Genomic DNA, 21,505 nt, shown 5'->3' on the forward strand with positions numbered 1-21,505 from the left:
CTGATAATTTGTTAAAGAGCAGTGCAACATTCGCTGCCGTTTCCGGTCTTCTGCGTTGTTGCGAGGAGGTGCATTCTACATTTTCCTCATTCAGTGTCAAGCGTTTATTTTCAAGGCTTTTCACTTTATTTTTTGTTCTCTCAGTCAGTTCGCTTAGCGCCCTGTGCCGTGACAACGAGGACGCATTATAGGGAGTTTTCTGAGGCTGGCAATAGTTTTTTTAAGAAAAAAAATCGTTTGCTTAATTCCACAGCAAAACCCCTAGTTATACGCACTTATCAACAATTTTATCCACAGTCTTCCTTTTTACATAAAATTAGCATGTCAAACGCAATCGTTTGCGTTATTATGAGGGCTTATTAAGTAAGATTGATTTTGTGTCCATCTTCTGAAATGTTAGTTAAGCAAACACAATTTCACTGTATTAATGTGATTTAACTTCATCATTACTACCGTTATACCAAAAACCCAAGGGATAAAACTCATGCAACATCTTCGTCCTATCCGCCGTGCGCTTTTAAGTGTGTCTGATAAAGCAGGTATTTTAGAATTTGCTAAAGCGCTTGTTGAAAGAAACGTAGAACTATTATCTACAGGTGGAACTGCACGTCTATTAGCAGAAGCTGGCTTACCTGTTATCGAAGTTTCCGATTATACCGGTTTCCCAGAAATGATGGATGGCAGAGTAAAAACGCTACACCCTAAAGTACATGGTGGCATTTTAGGTCGCCGTGGCCAAGACGATGCAATAATGGAAGAACATGAGATCCGTCCTATCGATATGGTCGTAGTGAATCTTTATCCCTTTGCTAAAACAGTCTCTCGCCCTGATTGCTCATTAGCAGATGCCGTTGAAAATATTGATATCGGTGGACCAACAATGGTTCGCTCAGCAGCGAAAAATCATAAAGACGTTACGATTGTAGTAAATAGTAATGACTATGAAAGAGTGATTGAAGAAATGGATAATCACGAAAATAGCCTTACTTTAGATACCCGTTTTGATTTGGCGATTAAAGCCTTTGAACACACAGCGGCTTACGACGGAATGATTGCTAACTACTTTGGTCAGAAGGTTGCACCTTATTATGGTGATACTTCACAACCATCAGGTACTTTCCCTCGTACCTTAAATCTGAACTATATAAAGAAACAAGATATGCGTTATGGTGAAAATGCTCATCAGCAAGCTGCTTTCTATATAGAAGAGAATATAGAAGAAGCATCTATTGCTACTGCAAACCAATTACAAGGCAAAGCGCTTTCTTATAACAACATCGCTGATACTGATGCCGCATTAGAATGTGTGAAATCATTCTCCGAGCCTGCATGTGTTATTGTGAAACATGCAAACCCTTGTGGTGTAGCTATTGCGAGCACGCTCACACAGGCGTATGACAATGCATTTAAAACTGATCCAACCTCTGCATTTGGTGGCATTATCGCATTCAATCGGCCTTTAGATGCAAAAACAGCTAGTGCAATCATCGAACGTCAGTTTGTTGAAGTGATCATTGCTCCTTCTATTAATGAAGATGCACTACCAATTTTAGAAACGAAACCAAATGTTCGGGTATTAGCTTGTGGCCAGTGGCAAGAGCCAAAACCTGCTTTTGACTTCAAACGAGTTAACGGTGGGCTTTTAGTGCAAGATCGTGATTTAGGCATGGTTAAAGAAGAAAACTTAAGAGTAGTTACTCAACGCCAACCAAGTGAACGTGAACTTAAAGATGCACTCTTCTGCTGGAAAGTGGCTAAATTCGTAAAATCAAATGCCATTGTTTACGCTAAAAACGATATGACAGTCGGTATTGGCGCAGGACAAATGAGCAGAGTGTATTCTGCAAAAATTGCAGGTATAAAAGCTGCTGATGAAGGTTTAGAAGTTGCAGGTTGCGCGATGGCTTCAGATGCATTCTTCCCATTCAGAGATGGCATTGATGCGGCAGCAGTTGCCGGTGTGACTTGTGTTATTCAACCTGGTGGCTCAATTCGTGATGATGAAGTGATTGCCGCGGCTAATGAACACAACATCGCAATGATTTTCACCAATATGCGTCACTTCCGTCATTAATAGGGTATTGATATGAAGATTTTGATTATTGGTAATGGCGGTCGTGAGCACGCTTTAGCATGGAAAGTAGCTCAATCACCGCTTGCAACACAGGTTTTTGTTGCCCCCGGTAATGCAGGTACAGCATTAGAAAATGGTGTTGAGAATGTGGCTATTAGTGCAACAGATATTCCTACATTGGTCGCTTTTGCCCTCGAAAATCAAATTGATTTAACTATCGTAGGCCCAGAAGCACCACTGGTTATTGGTGTTGTCGATGCATTTAAAGAAGCGGGGCTGACCATCTTTGGTCCAACAAAAGGAGCGGCGCAATTAGAAGGTTCTAAAGCCTTCACAAAAGATTTTTTAGCCCGTCATAAAATCCCAACTGCGGATTATCAAAATTTTACAGAAATAGCGCCAGCACTTGAGTATCTCAATAAAGTAGGCGCGCCGATTGTTATTAAAGCCGATGGTTTAGCCGCAGGTAAAGGCGTTATTGTTGCAATGACGCAATCTGAGGCTGAAAATGCCATAAAAGATATGCTAGCAGGTAATGCCTTTGGAGATGCTGGGCATCGCATTGTTATTGAAGAATTTCTTGATGGCGAAGAAGCCAGTTTTATTGTCATGGTTGATGGTGAGCACGTTATTCCAATGGCAACAAGTCAAGATCATAAACGTGTTGGTGATGGTGATACTGGTCCTAATACTGGTGGGATGGGCGCTTACTCGCCTGCCCCCGTTGTCACTAATGAGATCCACCAGCAAGTAATGAAAAAAATCATTTACCCAACAGTAAAAGGCATGGCTTCTGAAGGTCATCGTTATCAGGGTTTTCTTTATGCTGGACTAATGATTGATAAACAAGGCGTTGCGAAAGTTATCGAATTTAACTGTCGTTTTGGCGATCCAGAAACCCAACCTATTATGATGCGTATGCAATCTGACTTAGTTGAGCTTTGTTTAGCTGGAGCAAAAGGCAATTTAAAAGATAAAGATTCTGTTTGGGATCCTCGTCCAGCTTTAGGAATTGTGATTGCAGCCGGCGGCTATCCTGCTGATTATCGCCAAGGTGATGTTATCGAAGGATTAACACCGACATCATCAACAACAGCAAAAATATTTCAAGCGGGAACAACACTCAATGACAAAGGCGAGGTAGTCACTGCCGGCGGGCGAGTACTATGTGCAACTGCATTAGGTGATGATATCGAACAAGCTCAAAAAAATGCTTATGCCTTAGCAAAAAGTATTCATTGGGATGGAAGTTTTTATCGCCATGATATTGGCTATCGTGCAATTGCGCGTTTAAAGAAGTAAGTGACTAAATACAGCAGAAGGGAGTGATCACAAGCTCTCTTTTGTTGGCTCCCATTTACAGAAATCATGGTCGGCTACCATAAGCAACTGTTTACCTTCTGGTGAATCAAGCCAAGCAACATAAGAAGGTTTACTTGAATTACGTGTCCTTGTTTTTAACCAGCGTTGCTCTGGGCCTTCAAATGAAACACTCACTTTCTCACCAGCACATGTTGTCATTGTATTTTGATACCAGACACCCTGTACTAAGTTCACTTTTCCAATAGTAAGTGCTTCACTGATTTCACGCTCTTTATTTGCAGCAAATACCATTCTTAAACGTTCATCGTCTGTTAACGCGCGTTTTTGCTTCTGGCTTTCTTGTTGCATGAAAATAACTTCACCACGTTTGTTTAAACGAAGGTGCCAAGATGAAGGATCGTTACGATTAATAACTTCAGAGCGGATTTGCCAAAGTTTATTTTGGCGATACTCATAAAATGTGATGACAGTTTCTGGCTTTTTATAAAAGCTATAAACACTCATGATCACTTGAGGTTCTGACGTTTTATTATTTAGACGCCATAGACGTACAACACCTTCGTCCGCAATATAACCTGTTGCAGAAAATTCAGGGAGTTGCACAGTAGAAGAGCAGGCGCTGAGCAAAAAAGCAGATCCTATTGCTAACAGCCCCTGTCGTTTCAACAAAAGGGGAGTAAATCCCCCTCTATTGTTCATTCCGTTCAAAGGAATTATTTTACTGCGTCTTTCAGTGCTTTACCGGCAGTAAATGCAGGAACGTTAGCTGCTGCAATTTTAATTTCTTTACCAGTTTGAGGGTTACGACCAGTACGCTCAGCACGGTGATTTACCTTGAATGTACCGAAACCAACTAACTGTACAGAATCGCCTTCTTTCAGAGCTCCTGTTACTGAGTCGATAAACGCTTCAATAGCAGCTTTTGCCTGAGTTTTTGTCAGATCCGCTTTTTCAGCAACTGATTCGGTTAATTCAGCTTTGTTCATAAAATAGTCCTTAAAGTATGTTTTATCGTTTGAAAAACATCTGGTGAAAAAACTTAACTTATCTTTTTAAAAAGATGAATTAAGTAAAACACCTGAGCCACTTCTTTTCGTACCCAATGTAGAACATACACGGGGGTGATGTGAAGTCTTTAAACGTCGCTTTTCAAGCACTAAATCACGTTTTTCTGATTTAGTGCGTTAATTCTATACCGATATTGCTCATTCCTGCTTCACGAAGGTCTGCACGTAGACCTTTAATCAGCTCGATATCTCTTTCTTCACACTCTACAAGTAGACGGTAAATTTCCCATTGGATATCGAATTCTTCAATAACAGCAGGTAGCGACCTAAGCTCTTCTTCACTCATTTCTCTTTCTGCTTGTGTCATTTCAAGTGAAGCAACTGTCCCTACTGATAATTTGCTCACTTCAATAGCGTGACTTAACGATTCACCGCTTAAACGAGAGTGAACAATTTCACTAAGCGCAACACAGGCGTCAATCGCAGGATAGACACCATAAATATCAAACTGAGATGCATCAGGGATCGCTTCTTCTAATTTCTCTAATTGAGAATCAAAATTAACCTTTACATCTTTCACCGTTAAAGTTTCCCAAACCAGATCGAGAATACGGCGATAAAGCGTTGGATCAGCAAATCCTGTTTCGCGACAAAATACCTGATAATTTGGGTACATTCGCTCACACAGGCACGCCATAAACGTCAGGTGTTGCCAAGCCTCTAGCTTTTCTAAACGTAAATGGATTGGGTTCTTCAACATTCGTGATTACTCATTTTCTTAACTTAGGCGCAGTTTACCTGAAAATTAAAAATATCCACATATTTCCCGGTCATTTAGAGCTTATTCTTATTCAATTGCTCAAATAATCGCCTATTTGAAGCAATACCATCAGCCCAACGCGTTGGTTCTGGTAATCGATACCCTTTCATACACATCTCAACCCACTGCAAAGCGCCTTTCATACTCACTTTATGACCCGGAGATATATACAGGGGTTTGCATTTTTTCTTACTACGATAGATCCACCCTATTTGCTCATTCTTATCCATTAATGGCTCATAGCTTCCCATTTCTTCATTGACTGCTTTATCAATACCACATAAACGACTTTTTGCTACGCCAATAGTCGGTGTATCCACTAATAAACCAAAATGGCTGGCAACACCTAGCCTTCTTGGATGAGCAATACCTTGCCCATCGACAAAAATAAGAGAAGGCTTTTGTTTGATTAATTGCCAAGCAGTCAATAACGCTGGACACTCTCTAAATGAAAGCAAACCTGGGATGTAAGGAAGAGTTGTAGGTATTCGCGCGATTTGGTATTCAAGAATTTTAAAAGAAGGATAATGCATTATCACGATGGCAGCGCGAGTGACTGCGCCACCATCTTCAAAACCAACGTCAGCGCCAGCAATATAAGTAGGCATTGTAAATTGGTCTGTCAAAATAATTTGTTGAGCTTTTTCTGTCTGCTCCTGACGTAATTGTTGGGTATTAATCATTATCCTGATGATAAGGCTTCGATAAACGGTGAACCGCATCAATAAATGCACCAGCATGTTCAGGTGGAACATCTTGATGAATACCGTGCCCAAGATTAAAGACATGACCGTTGCCTTTACCAAACCCAGCCAAAATAGTTTCGACTTCTTGTTCTATTCTGGCAGGTGGTGCATACAGCATAGAAGGATCCATATTACCTTGTAGCGCAACTTTATCCCCCACTCGACGACGTGCATCTTCAATATCAATCGTCCAATCTAGCCCTAATGCATCGCAACCTGTCGCCGCCATCGCTTCTAACCAGCGACCGCCACCTTTGGTAAATAAAGTAACTGGCACTTTTCTTCCATCATATTCACGGATAAGACCATCAACAATCTTATGCATATAGTGTAATGAGAAAAGTTGGTAATCACGTCCTGTTAGCACACCACCCCATGTATCAAAGATCATGATGGATTGTGCGCCCGCTTTAATTTGAGCATTCAGATAAAGGATAACGCTATCTGCGAGTTTATCCAGTAATAGATGTAGTGCTTGTGGCTCTGCGTACATCATTTTTTTAATTTTTGTGAAGGCCTTACTACTTCCACCTTCCACCATATAGGTTGCCAGCGTCCAAGGACTCCCTGAAAAACCGATTAATGGCACACTGCCTTGCAATGCATGACGAATTGCACGTACTGCATTCATTACATAGCCAAGTTCATCTTCAGGATCAGGGATTGGCAGTTTTTGAATATCGGCAAGACTCTTTATTGGTGATTTAAAACGAGGGCCTTCACCCGTTTCAAAGTAAAGACCTAATCCCATAGCATCAGGAATAGTTAAAATATCAGAAAATAAAATAGCGGCATCTAAAGGGAAGCGTCTTAAAGGCTGTAATGTCACTTCGCATGCCAATTCTGTATTTTTGCACAATGAGATGAAATCCCCCGCCTGTGCCCGTGTTTCCTTATATTCAGGAAGATATCTGCCTGCCTGACGCATCATCCAAACTGGGGTGACATCAACAGGTTGGCGCAACAGCGCACGTAAATAGCGGTCGTTTTTCAACTCACTCATGACTAACTCCATTAACAGTAATAGGGCCGCAAAATAGCATGCATTGTAACATGCTGGAAAAATAACTGTTGGCAGACAACGTCTTTATTTAGTTCTTTTCTTTATCTTGTCTAATATTCGCTATCGTATCTTCTATCAAGCGTCGCGCAATAGTATCTGGCGGTGGGATCTGTGGTAGCTGATCGTAACGATACCAAGCCGCACTGGTTAATTCAGAAGGATCATGACGTAGCTCACCACCATCATAATCAGCTAAAAAGCCCATCATTAAAGAATGAGGGAACGGCCAAGGCTGAGAAGATACATAGCGAATATTGCGAATACGAATATTACTTTCTTCAAATACTTCGCGAGCGACGGCCTCTTCTAAGGTTTCACCAACCTCAACAAAACCAGCGAGCACAGTATAAAGCGGGGAATGTTTATGCCTAACATGATGTGCGAGTAAAATTTTATCTTCATGACGAATACCCACAATAATACAAGGGGCAATTTGTGGGTAATAACGTTCATGACAGTTATCGCATAAACACGCCCATTCACTCTCGCTATGGCGCATTTTAGAACCACAATAACCACAAAAACGGTGAGAACGATAAAACTCAGCCAGTTGGACACCACGGCCGACTAATTTAAATAAGTTTTCATCTTGTGAGGCGATAAGCCTTGGTGAACACATATCGTTATCCATTTTTCCATGAATAAGCCAAACTGTTTCACCTTGCCACTCACCCACAATTTTGGCGTGCTGACCAATGAGATCCCAATCTTTAGCTAAACCAAACGGAAGTTCACCTCTAGGCAACCACACCCGCCCACCAAGACTGACTGTCCACCAGCCCTTTTCTGAGCCTGTTAATGTATATAAATGCATAACGACCATTCTATCCAAAATAATGATATAGAATAGAGGATACTCTCTTTAGTTAGACCCTCTCAATGTATTATGATTATTCTCTATAATTTATTAACATTCAAAAAGGAATTTTATAAATTATATTTATAATAAAGGAATACTAGCATGATAGATAAAACCAAAAATAAAATTGCGATTTTTGATTTAGATGAAACGCTTTTAGCGGGTGATTCTAGTCGTTTATGGACACGCTATTTATGGGATAAAAAAATAGTCACTGATCCTCATTTCCTAAAACTAGATGAGCAGATGATTGCAGACTATTACGCTGAAAAATTGGATATGAATCAATATCTTTATCAACATTTATCTTATTTTAAACATCATGATATAAACAAAATAAATCATTGGGTTAATGACTTTACTGAAACAAAAGTTCAGCCACTATTTTACCCAGAAGGAATATCAATAATTACACAATATCGACAGCAAAATATTCCTGTTATAATTATTTCAGCAACAATGTCTTTTCTCGTTCACGCTATTGCAAAACAACTCAATGCAGATATTTCAATGGGCATTGATATGCAAATTAAAGATAATTATTACACTGGATATATTGAAGGTACACCTACATTTCGAGAAGGAAAGGTGCAGCGTCTAAATCAATGGAAAGAAGCCAATAACATTAACAATACTTATGTTTATTTCTATACGGACTCTGCTAATGACCTCCCATTGTGTTATCAAGCTGATAACGTCACAGTTATCAATCCAGATGAACAGTTAGCTCAAATTTCACACATGAAAAACTGGAAACAGCAACATTGGAATTTAAATAAATAACCCATGTCAGACTTGTAGTTTTCAAAATCTTTCATATACTGGACTTCTTCTTGTCGGAGTGCCTAGTGTTTATAAGGCTATTATAAACACAGGCTGAGACCGTTAATTCGGGATCCGCGGAACCTGATCGGGTTAATACCCGCGAAGGGAACAAGAGTGATTCGACCTTTTGATAGCTTTATTACGTATATTTTTTACACTCCCATATACACCTATCTGTCGATACTCCCTGCGACCTCCAGACAAGCATTTTTCTCAATATTCACCCGACAGGCGATTAGCCTGCATGATATTTATTAGGAAATGCTATGTCCCAAAATCAAACTATATCCGTTAAAGATATTTCACCAACAAACAACAAACAACGCCCACGAAAAGAACAGCGTGATGCTGCTCAAGAGTTTATTAGCACCATTCAAGGCGTAAGTTTCCCAAATTCAAAACGTATTTACCTTGAAGGCTCTCGTAGCGATATTCAAGTACCAATGCGTGAGATCCAGCTTGATAAAACATTGGTAGGCGGATCAAAAGAAAACCCTGTTTTTGAAGATAATGAACCTGTTCCCGTATATGACACTTCTGGCCCTTATGGCGATCCAGCTTCTCAACTCGACGTTAATCTTGGCTTAAAAAAAATACGCCAACCATGGATTGATGAGCGTAACGATACTGAAGCACTTTCACTCTTAAGCTCTGATTTCACGCAACAACGTCTTTCTGATGCAGGATTAGAGCATCTGCGTTTCCCGTTAAAACCAAGCCCTAAAAAAGCGCTAAAGGGGAAAAGCGTGACGCAATTGCATTATGCTCGAAAAGGTATTATCACACCTGAAATGGAGTTTATTGCGATTCGTGAAAATATGGGGCGCGAGAGAATTCGTAGCGAAGTTTTACGCCAACAGCATGCAGGCTTTAGCTTTGGGGCTCATCTCCCTGACAATATTACGCCTGAATTTGTGCGCCAAGAAGTTGCCGCTGGTCGAGCCATTATTCCCGCCAATATTAATCACCCAGAATCAGAACCGATGATTATTGGGCGTAATTTCTTAGTGAAAGTGAATGCCAATATCGGAAATTCTTCTGTAACGTCTTCGATTGAAGAGGAAGTTGAAAAGCTAATTTGGTCTACACGCTGGGGAGCAGATACCGTAATGGATCTCTCAACAGGTCGTTACATTCATGAAACGCGTGAATGGATCATTCGCAATAGCCCTGTTCCTATCGGCACAGTTCCCATTTATCAAGCACTCGAAAAAGTTAACGGTATTGCTGAAGATCTCACTTGGGAAATGTTCCGCGATACGTTACTTGAGCAAGCAGAGCAAGGGGTTGATTACTTTACTATTCATGCAGGTGTATTGTTACGTTATGTGCCAATGACGGCAAAACGCCTAACCGGTATTGTGTCTCGTGGCGGTTCAATAATGGCGAAATGGTGTTTATCACATCACAAAGAAAATTTCCTCTACGAACATTTCCGTGAAATCTGTGAAATTTGTACCGCTTATGATGTTTCCCTTTCACTGGGCGATGGGTTAAGACCAGGTTCAATTCAAGATGCAAACGATGAAGCACAATTTGCTGAGTTACATACATTAGGTGAACTAACAAAAATTGCATGGGAATATGACGTGCAAGTCATGATAGAAGGCCCTGGCCACGTTCCAATGCAGATGATCCGCCGCAATATGACAGAAGAATTAGAGCATTGTCATGAAGCACCCTTTTATACATTAGGCCCTCTTACTACGGATATTGCACCAGGTTACGATCACTTCACATCAGGTATTGGTGCAGCAATGATTGGCTGGTTTGGTTGTGCAATGCTCTGTTATGTTACGCCAAAAGAACATCTTGGCTTACCAAATAAAGAAGATGTAAAACAAGGCCTTATTACTTACAAAATCGCTGCTCATGCTGCCGATTTAGCTAAAGGACATCCTGGCGCTCAAATTCGTGATAATGCAATGTCAAAAGCGCGATTTGAGTTTAGATGGGAAGATCAATTTAATTTGGCGCTTGATCCTGAAACCGCACGTCAATATCACGACGAAACCTTGCCTCAAGCATCAGGTAAAGTGGCTCACTTTTGCTCAATGTGTGGTCCTAAATTCTGTTCAATGAAGATAACGCAAGAAGTACGTGATTATGCAGCTGGTATGGAACAAATGTCTCAAGCCTTTAAAGAGCACGGCAGTGAATTATACCACGGTGCAGAAATCGCCAGGGTTGAGGTGACTGAAAATGAACAAATCCTCTAACACACCGTTTGCATCAACAGAAAAAAAGCTTGGGCTTTACCCCGTTGTTGATTCTATTGAATGGATAGAACGCCTGTTAAAAACAGGCGTTACCACACTTCAATTGCGTATAAAAGATAAACAGCCAGAAGACGTTGAACAAGAGATCATCGAGGCAATAAAACTAGGTAAACAGTATCACGCAAGACTGTTTATCAATGATTATTGGCAACTTGCCATTAAACATCAGGCTTATGGTGTTCATCTTGGTCAAGAAGATCTTGATATTGCTGACCTTAATGCTATTAAACATGCAGGATTACGCCTTGGTATTTCCACTCACGATGAAGCGGAATTACAAAAAGCAAAAGCGTTATACCCATCTTACATCGCATTAGGGCATATATTTCCAACCACAACAAAAGAGATGCCATCTAAGCCTCAAGGTTTGAAAGCACTCAAACATCAAGTAGAACAGACGCCTGATTTTCCCACTGTTGCTATTGGTGGGATCTCACTAGAAAGAGTGCCTGATGTTGTTGCAACTGGTGTTGGGAGTGTTGCCTTAGTCAGTGCAATAACAAAAGCACCAGATTGGCAACAAGTGACTCGTAAATTATTAGAATTAGTAGAAGGAAAACCATCATGCTAAATGATAATGATTTTATGCGTTATAGCCGACAAGTGATGTTAGAAGATATTGGCTTAGAAGGTCAAAATAAACTTCAATGCGCTAAAGTCTTAATTGTTGGTCTGGGTGGATTAGGCTCTCCTGCTTCTCTTTATCTTGCAGGTGCAGGTGTTGGCGAACTTATTTTAGTTGATGATGATGAGTTACATGTTTCTAATCTACAGCGTCAAATTCTTTATCGTACCCAAGATATTCCTGATGCAAAATCAGAGGTCGCAAAGCAGTCTCTCCTTGCATTAAATCCGGATATAAAAATTACCTCTTATAAACAACGTATTAATGATGATTCATTATATAAATTAGTTAAAGAGGTCGATTTAGTTTTAGATTGCACAGATAACATGCTTACACGCCAAGCGATTAACCGTGCTTGTGTCGCACAGCAAACTTCACTTATCAGTGGCAGTGCCGTAGGGTTTAGTGGCCAGCTTATGGTGTTTGAACCTCCTTTTACTTATGGCTGTTATCACTGCCTGTATCCTGATGAAACTGAACCACAAAGAAACTGCAAAACAGCTGGAATTCTAGGCCCTGTTGTGGGTGTAATTGGCACACTTCAGGCACTTGAAGCAATTAAATTGCTTTCTGGTTTACCCTGCTCTCTGAGTGGAAAACTTCGCCTTTTCGATGGTAGAAAACAAAATTGGAGTACTTTGCGTTTAACACCATCAAAAACATGTCCTGTTTGTCGAGGGGTAGCATGAACATCACCGTAAATGACGAACAATATTCTCTGGATATGCCTGTCACCATCTGTCAGCTCCTTATTCAGTTAGAGCAACCACCAATTGGTGTAGCGCTTGCTATCAATGAAACCATTGTTCCCCGTGAAAATTGGGAAACACATTTTATCAATGATGGCGATACTATTCTTCTCTTCCAAGCAATTGCAGGGGGCTGATATGTTAAAAATTGCTGATACAACATTCACATCTAGACTATTTACAGGCACAGGGAAATTTGCGACATCAACACTAATGACAGAAGCTATTAAGGCTTCAGGTAGCCAATTAGTCACGATGGCCATGAAACGTGTAGATCTAAAAAATGGTAATGATGATCTAATCGCACCACTTAAATCATTAGGAGTAAAATTATTACCTAATACTTCTGGCGCAAAAACAGCACAAGAAGCTATTTTTGCGGCTCGTTTAGCCAAAGAAGCCTTTGGCACCCATTGGGTAAAATTAGAAATTCATCCTGATACTAAATATTTACTACCCGATCCTATTGAAACACTTAAAGCCGCTGAGCTCCTCGTTAAAGAAGGTTTTATTGTTTTGCCTTATTGCAGTGCAGATCCTGTTTTATGTCGTCGTTTAGAAGAAGTTGGCTGCGCCGCTGTGATGCCTTTAGGCTCCCCTATTGGCTCCAATCAAGGCTTACAGACTCGTGACTTTCTACAAATTATCATTGAACAAGCCTCAATTCCTGTTGTTGTCGATGCCGGAATTGGTGCACCAAGTCATGCACTCGACGCTTTAGAGTTAGGGGCTGATGCCGTATTGGTTAATACCGCAATTGCTGTTGCAAAAAATCCTATTCTAATGGCACAAGCATTTAAAGCAGCGCTTGAGGCGGGTGAACTTGCTCGACAATCAGGACTTGCTACACCTGCTTCAGTTGTAAATATGCAAGCACAGGCTTCTAGTCCATTAACTCAATATTTAGAGGCATTCTAATGGACACTTTTTCTGATTATTGGCAACAACTTGATTGGGATGACATTACACTAAAACTTAATAGTAAAACCAATGCGGATGTTGAAGTCGCATTAAATCGCCACACGCTGACACTTGATGATTTTATGGCGCTGATTTCACCCGCGGGTCGTCATTATTTAGAGCCAATGGCACAACGCGCTCAACAATTAACGCGTCAGCGTTTTGGTAATGTCGTAGGATTGTATGTGCCACTTTACCTTTCTAATTTATGTGCGAATGACTGTACTTATTGCGGTTTTTCAATGAGTAATGCCATTAAACGTAAAACATTAAATGAAAGTGAAATCATCGCTGAATGCAATAGCATCAGGCAATTAGGTTTTGATAGCTTGTTATTAGTGACTGGAGAACACCAAAGAAAAGTGGGGATGGATTATTTTCGCCAATATATCCCTCTTATTCGAAAACATTTCAGTTTATTAATGATGGAAGTTCAACCTCTTGCTACAGAAGAATATGCCGAGTTAAAAACACTCGGTATTGATGGCGTGATGGTTTATCAAGAAACCTATCATGAACCAACCTATCAATTGCATCATCTAAAAGGTAAAAAACAGGACTTCCATTGGCGACTACAAACACCTGACAGATTAGGGCAAGCTGGAATTGATAAAATTGGTTTAGGCGCATTGATTGGTCTTTCAAGCCAGTGGCGTAGCGATTGTTATATGGTGGCAGAACATCTCTTGTTCTTACAAAAACGCTATTGGAAAAGCCGTTATTCAATCTCTTTTCCTCGTTTACGTCCTTGTGCTGGTGGACTAAGCCCTGCATCAGTAATGAGTGAAGCGGAATTAGTGCAATTGATCTGTGCTTTTCGTATTTTAGCACCTGATGTTGAACTTTCACTTTCAACCCGTGAATCCCCTTATTTTCGTGATAACACAGTGCCATTAGCCATTAATAACATTAGCGCAGGCTCTAAAACTCAACCGGGAGGATATTCTGATAGTCATGAAGAATTAGAACAATTCTCGCCTAATGATAATCGCCATGTTAATGATGTGATTAACGCATTAAAAGAACGAGGATTACAACCCGTATGGAAAGATTGGGACAATTATTTGGGGCGTTAATTAAAGTTTAAATCATATAAAACTACCTTTAGTTTATTTAGTTAGATAAATATGATTATCAAGCTGCTTTTAAATATCGAGATGAATGGTAATTAATCCCTCGGTTATAAAATATGAATACTCCTCTTAAATGATAGAAAGGAGTATTCTATTTATAATAAATACGTAAAGAGATAAAATAAAAAGTTACTCTAATAAATTATTGGTGTTTAATTAATAATAGCTATTGATTATATTTACGAGACTATCAATAATAATTTAATCTCGTGTAGACTTAAACCAGACATTCGTTCGATAAATGGAAGATCAAAATTCTCTTTTAATAATTTTTGTGCCAATTCTAATTGCACTGATTTTCTTCCTATTTCAATACCTTCAGTTTTTCCTATTTCAATACCTTCAGTTTTCCCTAATTCAATACCTTCAGTTTTTCCTATTTCAAATCCTTCATCTATACCTAATTTAAACCCTTTATTTTCTAATCTCCATGCGATATTCATAATTGTCTCTCTGTGGTTATCTACTCGTTCAGCTATCTTATTTATAATAAATTCGAAATCTGATGCATCCATGATTGAGAATAAATATTGTACAACAGCAACAGTGTCTTCATCTCTGCAGTTTTTCTGATTTATGGCTTTTGATAATAGCATTGCAATCTTATTAAGATCATGACAGCTATTAACATGCTTCATTGCAATTTCCATTACCGCCGCTTTTTTATGTGTCAGCAAAATATCATCATCAATCGAGGTCAAATCAATTAAAGAAAAGTCATTAGAATAAATATGATTAGCAAGTGAAGAAAGTGGAAAACATTCCATCCAATTAACAGGAAAAGGATAAGGTTTCTTCTTTCCATGATAAAACAAGATTGGAACAACGAGAGGCAAAGACTTATAACCTTGCTGTAAATGCTGATTCATGGTGCAAAATGCATAGTGCATCATACGCCAAGCTATCATTTTATCAGGTCTAGATTGATGCTCTATCAATAAATAAATGGGCACATCACCCTCTTTGGTTTTCACCAAATATAAAATATCAGACATACGAGAACGTAATTTAATATCAATAAAAGAAGAATTCTGTAATTGCAAAGTCGAAAAATCACACTGGCTTTTTAATTCTTCAGACAAATGGATAAAGAAAAAGTCTTTGGCATTACTGACATTCATCATAAAACGTTTGAATGCAGAATCATGAGAAGAAATTGATAGGGGCTTATTCATAGCTGACTCCATGCCGAATTTGGACTGCCAGCTTACAGAAAAAAATGTATTCCCCTTACTGAAAAATTATCATAATCATCTGAAAAATATACGTTATTTATTAATTTAAAATGAGTTTGTAATAATAGAAAAATACCCTCGATAATTGTCGAGGGTAATTATTAATAATTTCATATACCATCTTTAGTTATTTATCGACAACGATATTTTTATTTACTACTTCATATTCATCATTGCCCACCATCCTCGCAAATTTCTCAATTGGATCGGTACTTAACGCATAGAGTCGTTTTAAAGCAAAAGGCGGATCACCTAAACGTACTTTTCCTTGTTGTGTCGTCACTGCCAATGTCATTCCTGATGCTTTGACTGCATTAATTGCCCTTTGGTTATATCCACCAAAAGGATATGCAAATGCATATTGATGTGGATTTAATAAGCTCAATACACGTTGTGAACGTTGCAAATCCAATATAATTGTGTGGGACTGACGGCTAAAGATAATAGGTTTTTTATTATTATCTAAACGATGTAAAAAATGGGAGTGTGATTGAATATCAAAAACATCACGACTCGATCTAAGTGACTGCCAACTCATAAACTGTAATGAATTAGGTGCCCATTTGGACGTTTTAGATTTTATCCGCGATGAGATAACAAATAGTGTTGCACGTTGGCCATTTTCTTTTAAAAGAGGATAAGCATAGCGATAAACGGATTGCAAACCATCATCAAATGTTAATGCAACAGCTCTCCCTGGTAAATTAATACTCTTATTTAAATAGCCTGCAACTTGATTTAGTGAAAGCGTTTCATATCCGGCTTCTTTTAAATAATTCATCTGCTCTGTAAAGGCAGTTAATGATGTTGTTGTTGATGTATGGCGAAAATTATGGTTTTCCGTTGCTTTGAGAATATGATGATAAGTAAGTATTGGTATTCCTAAATCAGGCTTTACATCCCTTGATGAAATATAACCTAAGCGGTCACCTAAAGAGATTTCAAACCAATTGATCTTACTTCCATTAGCCTCTTCTTTTATTGTGCGAGAGAGTACGGGATAACGTAAATTGGATAAGAGAGTCGCTATTTGTGGGCTAGCAATATCTTTATCACTATAGATAGGGGTGTTTTTTGTTGTGATCAGATATCCATAGATAGGGTAATCGGTTTTCTTCGTACTATCTGATAAGAAACGTATTTTCTTATCAGCCGAAATAGAAGCAATATCTTCAAAGTAACCATCTTCTAAATAACCTGCTTCCAAATAACCTTGGGCATTTCCAAATTGTATTTTATGGTAATTATTTATCGCATCTGAAACATAAAATCCCTGATTAGGATATAGCTCAGCAACAGGTCTTAATTTATTACCAATAAAAGCATATAAGGTTTTTTGTTGGCGAACCTGCATCAATGTTGTGGTCGGAGTTTCTAAATCCCATTGCGTTTCTGTTGGTATTTCCCTTTCTAAAGAGGTTGCAAAAGTAAAACCAGTAAAAATAAAAAATAGGATAATCAATCCGTTAGTTATTATTCTCATCATTTCGCCTACTTATTGTAGAACAGAAACAAAAAATGCCCTCACAATGGAGGGCATTTCAATCTAATCTAAATTAGATTTTAGTCTTTTAATCCACCAAAACCAGCATTCAGTAATTCTGCTAAGTTCGCAGATGCTTCATCAGCACTGATTGTTGTTTCAGTTTCATCTGTCGGCAGTTGTGATTGACGACGCTTCATACGATCTTGGTGATACGCATACCCTGTACCTGCTGGGATCAAGCGACCAACAATAACGTTCTCTTTCAAGCCACGTAATTCGTCACGTTTACCTGCTACCGCCGCTTCAGTCAGAACACGAGTTGTTTCTTGGAACGATGCAGCAGAGATGAAAGATTCAGTTGCCAGAGATGCTTTCGTAATACCTAACAGATCACGAGCATACGTTGCTGGTACTTTACCTTCCTCTTCCAGAATACGGTTTGACACTTTAACGCGAGCGTATTCAACCTGTTCACCTTCGAGGAACTCAGAACTTCCTGCGTTCTCAATGGTAACTTTACGTAGCATCTGACGAACGATAACTTCGATGTGTTTATCGTTAATCTTAACGCCTTGTAAACGGTAAACTTCCTGTACTTCGTTAGTGATATAGCGAGTAACCGCATGAACACCACGTAAGCGCAGAATGTCGTGTGGTGACTCTGGGCCATCGGAGATAACATCACCGCGTTCCACAACCTCACCCTCGAATACGTTAAGCTGACGCCATTTAGGGATCATCTCTTCGTATGCATCGCTACCGTCTAATGGAGAAATAACTAGACGACGTTTACCTTTAGTCTCTTTACCGAACGATACAATACCGCTGATTTCAGCAAGGATTGCAGGCTCTTTCGGACGACGAGCTTCAAACAGGTCAGCAACGCGTGGCAGACCACCGGTGATATCTTTAGTACCGCCTGATTCTTGTGGAATACGCGCTAAAGTGTCACCTGCGTTAATTGTAATGCCATCGTCTAACTGAACAATTGCTTTACCTGGCAGGAAGTACTGTGCTGGCATATCAGTATTCGGAATTAATACGTCATTACCTTGTGCATCAGTGATGCGTAATGCTGGACGTAAATCTTTACCGCTACCTGTACGCTCTGCTGAATCCAGAACAACCAGTGAAGAAAGACCTGTTAATTCATCTGTTTGACGTGTGATAGTTTGACCATCAACCATGTCAGCAAAACGGATGATACCAGATACTTCACTCACAACTGGCATTGTATGTGGATCCCAGTTAGCAACAGTTTCGCCACCGTTAACCGCTTCGCCATCACCTTTCGCTAATTGAGCACCGTAAGGCACTTTGTAGCTCTCTTTCGTACGACCGAATTCGTCAATTAAACGTAATTCTGTGTTACGAGAAGTGATAACTAATTTACCCGCAGTATTGGTAATGAACTTCGCATTGAACAGCTTCAGAGTACCTTTGTTACGTACTTGAATACTAGATTCTGCTGCCGCACGAGATGCCGCACCACCGATGTGGAACGTACGCATCGTTAACTGTGTACCTGGTTCACCGATTGACTGTGCCGCGATAACACCGATAGCTTCACCTTTGTTGATGATATGACCACGAGCAAGGTCACGACCATAACATTTAGCACATACACCGAAGTCTGTGTTACAGGTTACAACTGAACGTACTTTCACGCTGTCAACTGAGTTTTCTTCTAACAAGTCACACAGTTTTTCGTTTAACAGGGTGTTACGTGGAACAAGGATATCGGCAGTACCTGGTTTCAGAATATCTTCTGCAGCTACACGACCTAATACACGTTCACGCAGTGGCTCTTTAACATCTCCACCTTCGATAACCGGAGTCATCATAACACCTTCGGTTGTACCACAGTCGTCTTCTGTGACAACTAAGTCTTGTGCAACGTCAACTAAACGACGAGTCAAGTAACCGGAGTTTGCTGTTTTCAGTGCGGTATCCGCAAGACCTTTACGAGCACCGTGGGTTGAGATGAAGTACTGGAGTACGTTCAGACCTTCACGGAAGTTCGCTGTGATTGGTGTCTCGATGATTGAGCCATCTGGCTTAGCCATCAGACCACGCATACCTGCTAACTGACGGATCTGAGCTGCAGAACCACGAGCACCGGAGTCAGCCATCATAAAGATGCTGTTGAAAGATACTTGTTGTTCTTCTTCACCATTACGGTTAATAACGGTTTCAGTAGACAGGTTTTCCATCATCGCTTTTGCTACGCGCTCATTCGCCGCAGCCCAAATATCGATGACTTTGTTGTAACGTTCGCCCGCTGTTACCAGACCGGATTGGAACTGTTCCTGAATTTCTGCAACTTCTGCTTCTGCTTCTGCAATGATCTCTGCTTTTTTCGCAGGGATAACCATGTCATCGATACCTACTGAAGCACCTGAACGTGCTGCGTAAGCAAAACCGGTATACATGATTTGGTCAGCAAAAATAACAGTTGGCTTCAAGCCTAATACGCGATAACAGGTATTCAGCATTTTAGAAATTGCTTTCTTACCTAATGGTTGGTTAACCAGCGCGTAAGGTAGACCTTTTGGTACGATCATCCATAAAATAGCTCGGCCGATAGTGGTATCTTTTAAGCTAGTTTCAGTGGTGATGTTACCTTCGCCATCTTTGATCTCTTCAGTGATACGTACTTTAACGCGTGCGTGTAAAGAGGCTAAACCAGCGCGATAAACGCGTTCAGCTTCTTTAGGGCCACTTAGCACCATGCCTTCACCTTTGGCATTAATGCAGTCACGAGTCATGTAGTAAAGACCTAATACAACGTCCTGTGAAGGAACGATGATTGGGTCACCACTTGCTGGAGACAGGATGTTATTTGTTGACATCATCAGCGCACGAGCTTCTAGCTGTGCTTCTAATGTCAATGGTACGTGAACCGCCATTTGGTCACCATCGAAGTCGGCGTTGTATGCCGCACAAACGAGTGGGTGTAACTGAATAGCTTTACCTTCGATAAGGATTGGTTCAAATGCCTGAATACCTAAACGGTGAAGTGTTGGTGCACGGTTTAGCATCACTGGATGTTCACGGATAACTTCATCTAAGATATCCCAAACAATCGCTTCTTCGCGCTCAACCATTTTTTTAGCGGCTTTGATTGTTGTCGCTAAACCACGGGTTTCCAGTTTTCCGTAAATAAATGGTTTGAATAACTCAAGCGCCATTTTCTTCGGCAGACCACACTGATGCAGACGCAGGTATGGACCAACGGTGATTACAGAACGACCAGAATAGTCAACACGTTTACCTAACAGGTTTTGACGGAAACGACCTTGTTTACCTTTGATCATATCAGCCAAAGATTTCAGAGGACGTTTGTTCGAACCTGTAATCGCACGACCACGACGACCATTATCTAATAACGCATCCACAGACTCTTGCAACATACGTTTTTCATTACGTACGATGATATCTGGCGCTGCTAAATCAAGCAGACGTTTTAAACGGTTGTTACGGTTGATCACACGACGATATAAATCGTTCAGGTCAGATGTCGCAAAACGACCGCCATCAAGTGGAACCAGTGGACGTAAGTCTGGTGGTAACACAGGCAGTACAGTTAAGATCATCCACTCAGGTTTATTGCCTGATTGCATGAACGCTTCAAGTAACTTGATACGTTTAGTCAGTTTCTTACGTTTAGTTTCAGAGTTAGTTTCGTTTAACTCTTCACGTAGCGTTTCACACTCTTGTTCCAGATCCATGCTCTGTAAGAGGTTCTGAACAGCTTCAGCACCCATCTTCGCATCAAATTCGTCACCGAATTCTTCTAATGCATCGAGGTATTGCTCTTCTGTTAAGATTTGACCACGTTCAAGGCTAGTCATCCCGCCTTCAACAACAACGTAAGATTCGAAATACAGTACACGTTCAATATCGCGCAGTGGCATATCCAGCAGCAGACCGATACGGGACGGCAGTGATTTCAAGAACCAAATGTGAGCAACTGGAGAAGCTAATTCGATGTGACCCATACGTTCACGACGAACTTTAGTTTGTGTAACTTCAACGCCACACTTCTCACAGATAACACCACGGTGTTTTAAACGTTTGTATTTACCACACAAACATTCGTAATCTTTTACTGGTCCGAAAATACGGGCACAGAAAAGACCGTCACGTTCTGGCTTGAACGTACGGTAGTTAATTGTTTCTGGCTTTTTAACTTCACCGAATGACCATGAACGGATCATATCAGGTGATGCCAGAGCAATTTTGATCGCATCAAACTCTTCGGTCTTGGTTTGCGCTTTCAGAAACTTTAATAAGTCTTTCACGAAATGGCTCCTGTCGG

At 40.2% G+C, this 21,505-nt stretch carries 18 protein-coding genes and 1 riboswitch; of the genes, 9 read left to right on the forward strand and 9 right to left on the reverse strand.

All coding sequences use genetic code 11. The features are described from left to right. The first annotated feature begins 484 nt into the window (after nucleotides 1-484). Together purH and purD are read left to right on the forward strand one after the other, a co-directional pair. The gene (gene purH, locus DK861_RS01580; protein WP_006534734.1) at nucleotides 485-2,074 is read left to right on the forward strand and encodes a bifunctional phosphoribosylaminoimidazolecarboxamide formyltransferase/IMP cyclohydrolase; all 1,590 of its coding nucleotides are present in this window, start codon (nucleotides 485-487) and stop codon (nucleotides 2,072-2,074) included. 12 nt (nucleotides 2,075-2,086) lie between these two features. After that, nucleotides 2,087-3,376 carry a phosphoribosylamine--glycine ligase gene (gene purD / locus DK861_RS01585; RefSeq protein WP_109399066.1) on the forward strand — a complete coding sequence of 430 codons (1,290 nt, stop codon included), beginning with the start codon at nucleotides 2,087-2,089 and terminating at the stop codon, nucleotides 3,374-3,376. Between the two features lie 27 nt (nucleotides 3,377-3,403). On the opposite strand, the gene DK861_RS01590 is transcribed toward purD, so the two are convergent. From DK861_RS01590 to nudC, 6 genes are all read right to left on the reverse strand, one after another. Continuing rightward, nucleotides 3,404-4,066, reverse strand: coding sequence for a DUF1481 domain-containing protein (locus tag DK861_RS01590; protein WP_239452121.1), 663 nt, complete (start codon nucleotides 4,064-4,066; stop codon nucleotides 3,404-3,406). A gap of 44 nt (nucleotides 4,067-4,110) precedes the next feature. Then, nucleotides 4,111-4,383, reverse strand: coding sequence for an HU family DNA-binding protein (locus tag DK861_RS01595; RefSeq protein WP_004246922.1), 273 nt, complete (start codon nucleotides 4,381-4,383; stop codon nucleotides 4,111-4,113). Between the two features lie 190 nt (nucleotides 4,384-4,573). Then, a complete protein-coding gene (locus tag DK861_RS01600) occupies nucleotides 4,574-5,164 on the reverse strand; it encodes a YjaG family protein (protein WP_109399068.1) in 591 nt (196 codons plus the stop codon). A gap of 74 nt (nucleotides 5,165-5,238) precedes the next feature. Beyond that, complete coding sequence (gene nfi / locus DK861_RS01605; protein ID WP_109399069.1) at nucleotides 5,239-5,907, reverse strand: deoxyribonuclease V; 669 nt, start codon at nucleotides 5,905-5,907, stop codon at nucleotides 5,239-5,241. Next, complete coding sequence (gene hemE, locus DK861_RS01610) at nucleotides 5,900-6,973, reverse strand: uroporphyrinogen decarboxylase (RefSeq protein WP_072064749.1); 1,074 nt, start codon at nucleotides 6,971-6,973, stop codon at nucleotides 5,900-5,902. The genes nfi and hemE overlap by 8 nt, the downstream gene beginning before the upstream one ends. Before the next feature lie 88 nt (nucleotides 6,974-7,061). Beyond that, nucleotides 7,062-7,847, reverse strand: coding sequence for an NAD(+) diphosphatase (gene nudC / locus DK861_RS01615; RefSeq protein WP_109399198.1), 786 nt, complete (start codon nucleotides 7,845-7,847; stop codon nucleotides 7,062-7,064). 147 nt (nucleotides 7,848-7,994) lie between these two features. Between nudC and DK861_RS01620 the strand changes: the two genes are divergently transcribed. From DK861_RS01620 to thiH, 7 genes are all read left to right on the forward strand, one after another. Continuing rightward, nucleotides 7,995-8,675 (forward strand): HAD family hydrolase, encoded by a 681-nt coding sequence (locus tag DK861_RS01620; protein ID WP_072064751.1) that lies wholly within the window; start codon nucleotides 7,995-7,997, stop codon nucleotides 8,673-8,675. A gap of 44 nt (nucleotides 8,676-8,719) precedes the next feature. Beyond that, nucleotides 8,720-8,842, forward strand: a riboswitch (TPP riboswitch). A gap of 141 nt (nucleotides 8,843-8,983) precedes the next feature. Then, entirely contained in the window at nucleotides 8,984-10,936 is a 1,953-nt protein-coding gene (gene thiC, locus DK861_RS01625; RefSeq protein ID WP_109399070.1) for a phosphomethylpyrimidine synthase ThiC, read from the forward strand. Beyond that, nucleotides 10,920-11,567, forward strand: a complete 648-nt coding sequence (thiE, locus tag DK861_RS01630) for a thiamine phosphate synthase (RefSeq protein WP_109399071.1) — start codon at nucleotides 10,920-10,922, stop codon at nucleotides 11,565-11,567. Before thiC ends, thiE begins: the two co-directional genes overlap by 17 nt. Then, nucleotides 11,561-12,310 carry a HesA/MoeB/ThiF family protein gene (locus tag DK861_RS01635; protein WP_072064755.1) on the forward strand — a complete coding sequence of 250 codons (750 nt, stop codon included), beginning with the start codon at nucleotides 11,561-11,563 and terminating at the stop codon, nucleotides 12,308-12,310. The genes thiE and DK861_RS01635 overlap by 7 nt, the downstream gene beginning before the upstream one ends. Then, on the forward strand, nucleotides 12,307-12,507 hold the full coding sequence (gene thiS / locus DK861_RS01640; protein ID WP_006534717.1) for a sulfur carrier protein ThiS: 201 nt from the start codon (nucleotides 12,307-12,309) through the stop codon (nucleotides 12,505-12,507). Before DK861_RS01635 ends, thiS begins: the two co-directional genes overlap by 4 nt. A 1-nt stretch (nucleotide 12,508) precedes the next feature. Continuing rightward, the gene (locus tag DK861_RS01645) at nucleotides 12,509-13,288 is read left to right on the forward strand and encodes a thiazole synthase (RefSeq protein WP_109399072.1); all 780 of its coding nucleotides are present in this window, start codon (nucleotides 12,509-12,511) and stop codon (nucleotides 13,286-13,288) included. Continuing rightward, the gene (gene thiH, locus DK861_RS01650; RefSeq protein ID WP_109399073.1) at nucleotides 13,288-14,406 is read left to right on the forward strand and encodes a 2-iminoacetate synthase ThiH; all 1,119 of its coding nucleotides are present in this window, start codon (nucleotides 13,288-13,290) and stop codon (nucleotides 14,404-14,406) included. Before DK861_RS01645 ends, thiH begins: the two co-directional genes overlap by 1 nt. Nucleotides 14,407-14,642: 236 nt before the next feature. Here the strand turns inward: thiH and DK861_RS01655 are convergent, their stop codons facing one another. The 3 genes from DK861_RS01655 to rpoC form a co-directional block, all read right to left on the reverse strand. Further along, nucleotides 14,643-15,638 carry an Rpn family recombination-promoting nuclease/putative transposase gene (locus DK861_RS01655; protein WP_109399074.1) on the reverse strand — a complete coding sequence of 332 codons (996 nt, stop codon included), beginning with the start codon at nucleotides 15,636-15,638 and terminating at the stop codon, nucleotides 14,643-14,645. Nucleotides 15,639-15,825: 187 nt separating this feature from the next. Further along, nucleotides 15,826-17,181, reverse strand: a complete 1,356-nt coding sequence (locus tag DK861_RS01660; protein WP_109399075.1) for a polysaccharide deacetylase family protein — start codon at nucleotides 17,179-17,181, stop codon at nucleotides 15,826-15,828. Nucleotides 17,182-17,261: 80 nt separating this feature from the next. Beyond that, the gene (gene rpoC, locus DK861_RS01665; RefSeq protein ID WP_109399076.1) at nucleotides 17,262-21,488 is read right to left on the reverse strand and encodes a DNA-directed RNA polymerase subunit beta'; all 4,227 of its coding nucleotides are present in this window, start codon (nucleotides 21,486-21,488) and stop codon (nucleotides 17,262-17,264) included. Nucleotides 21,489-21,505: the final 17 nt, after the last annotated feature.

Source organism: Proteus sp. TJ1640 (assembly GCF_003144445.1).
GTDB classification, from domain to species: Bacteria; Pseudomonadota; Gammaproteobacteria; order Enterobacterales; family Enterobacteriaceae; genus Proteus; species Proteus penneri.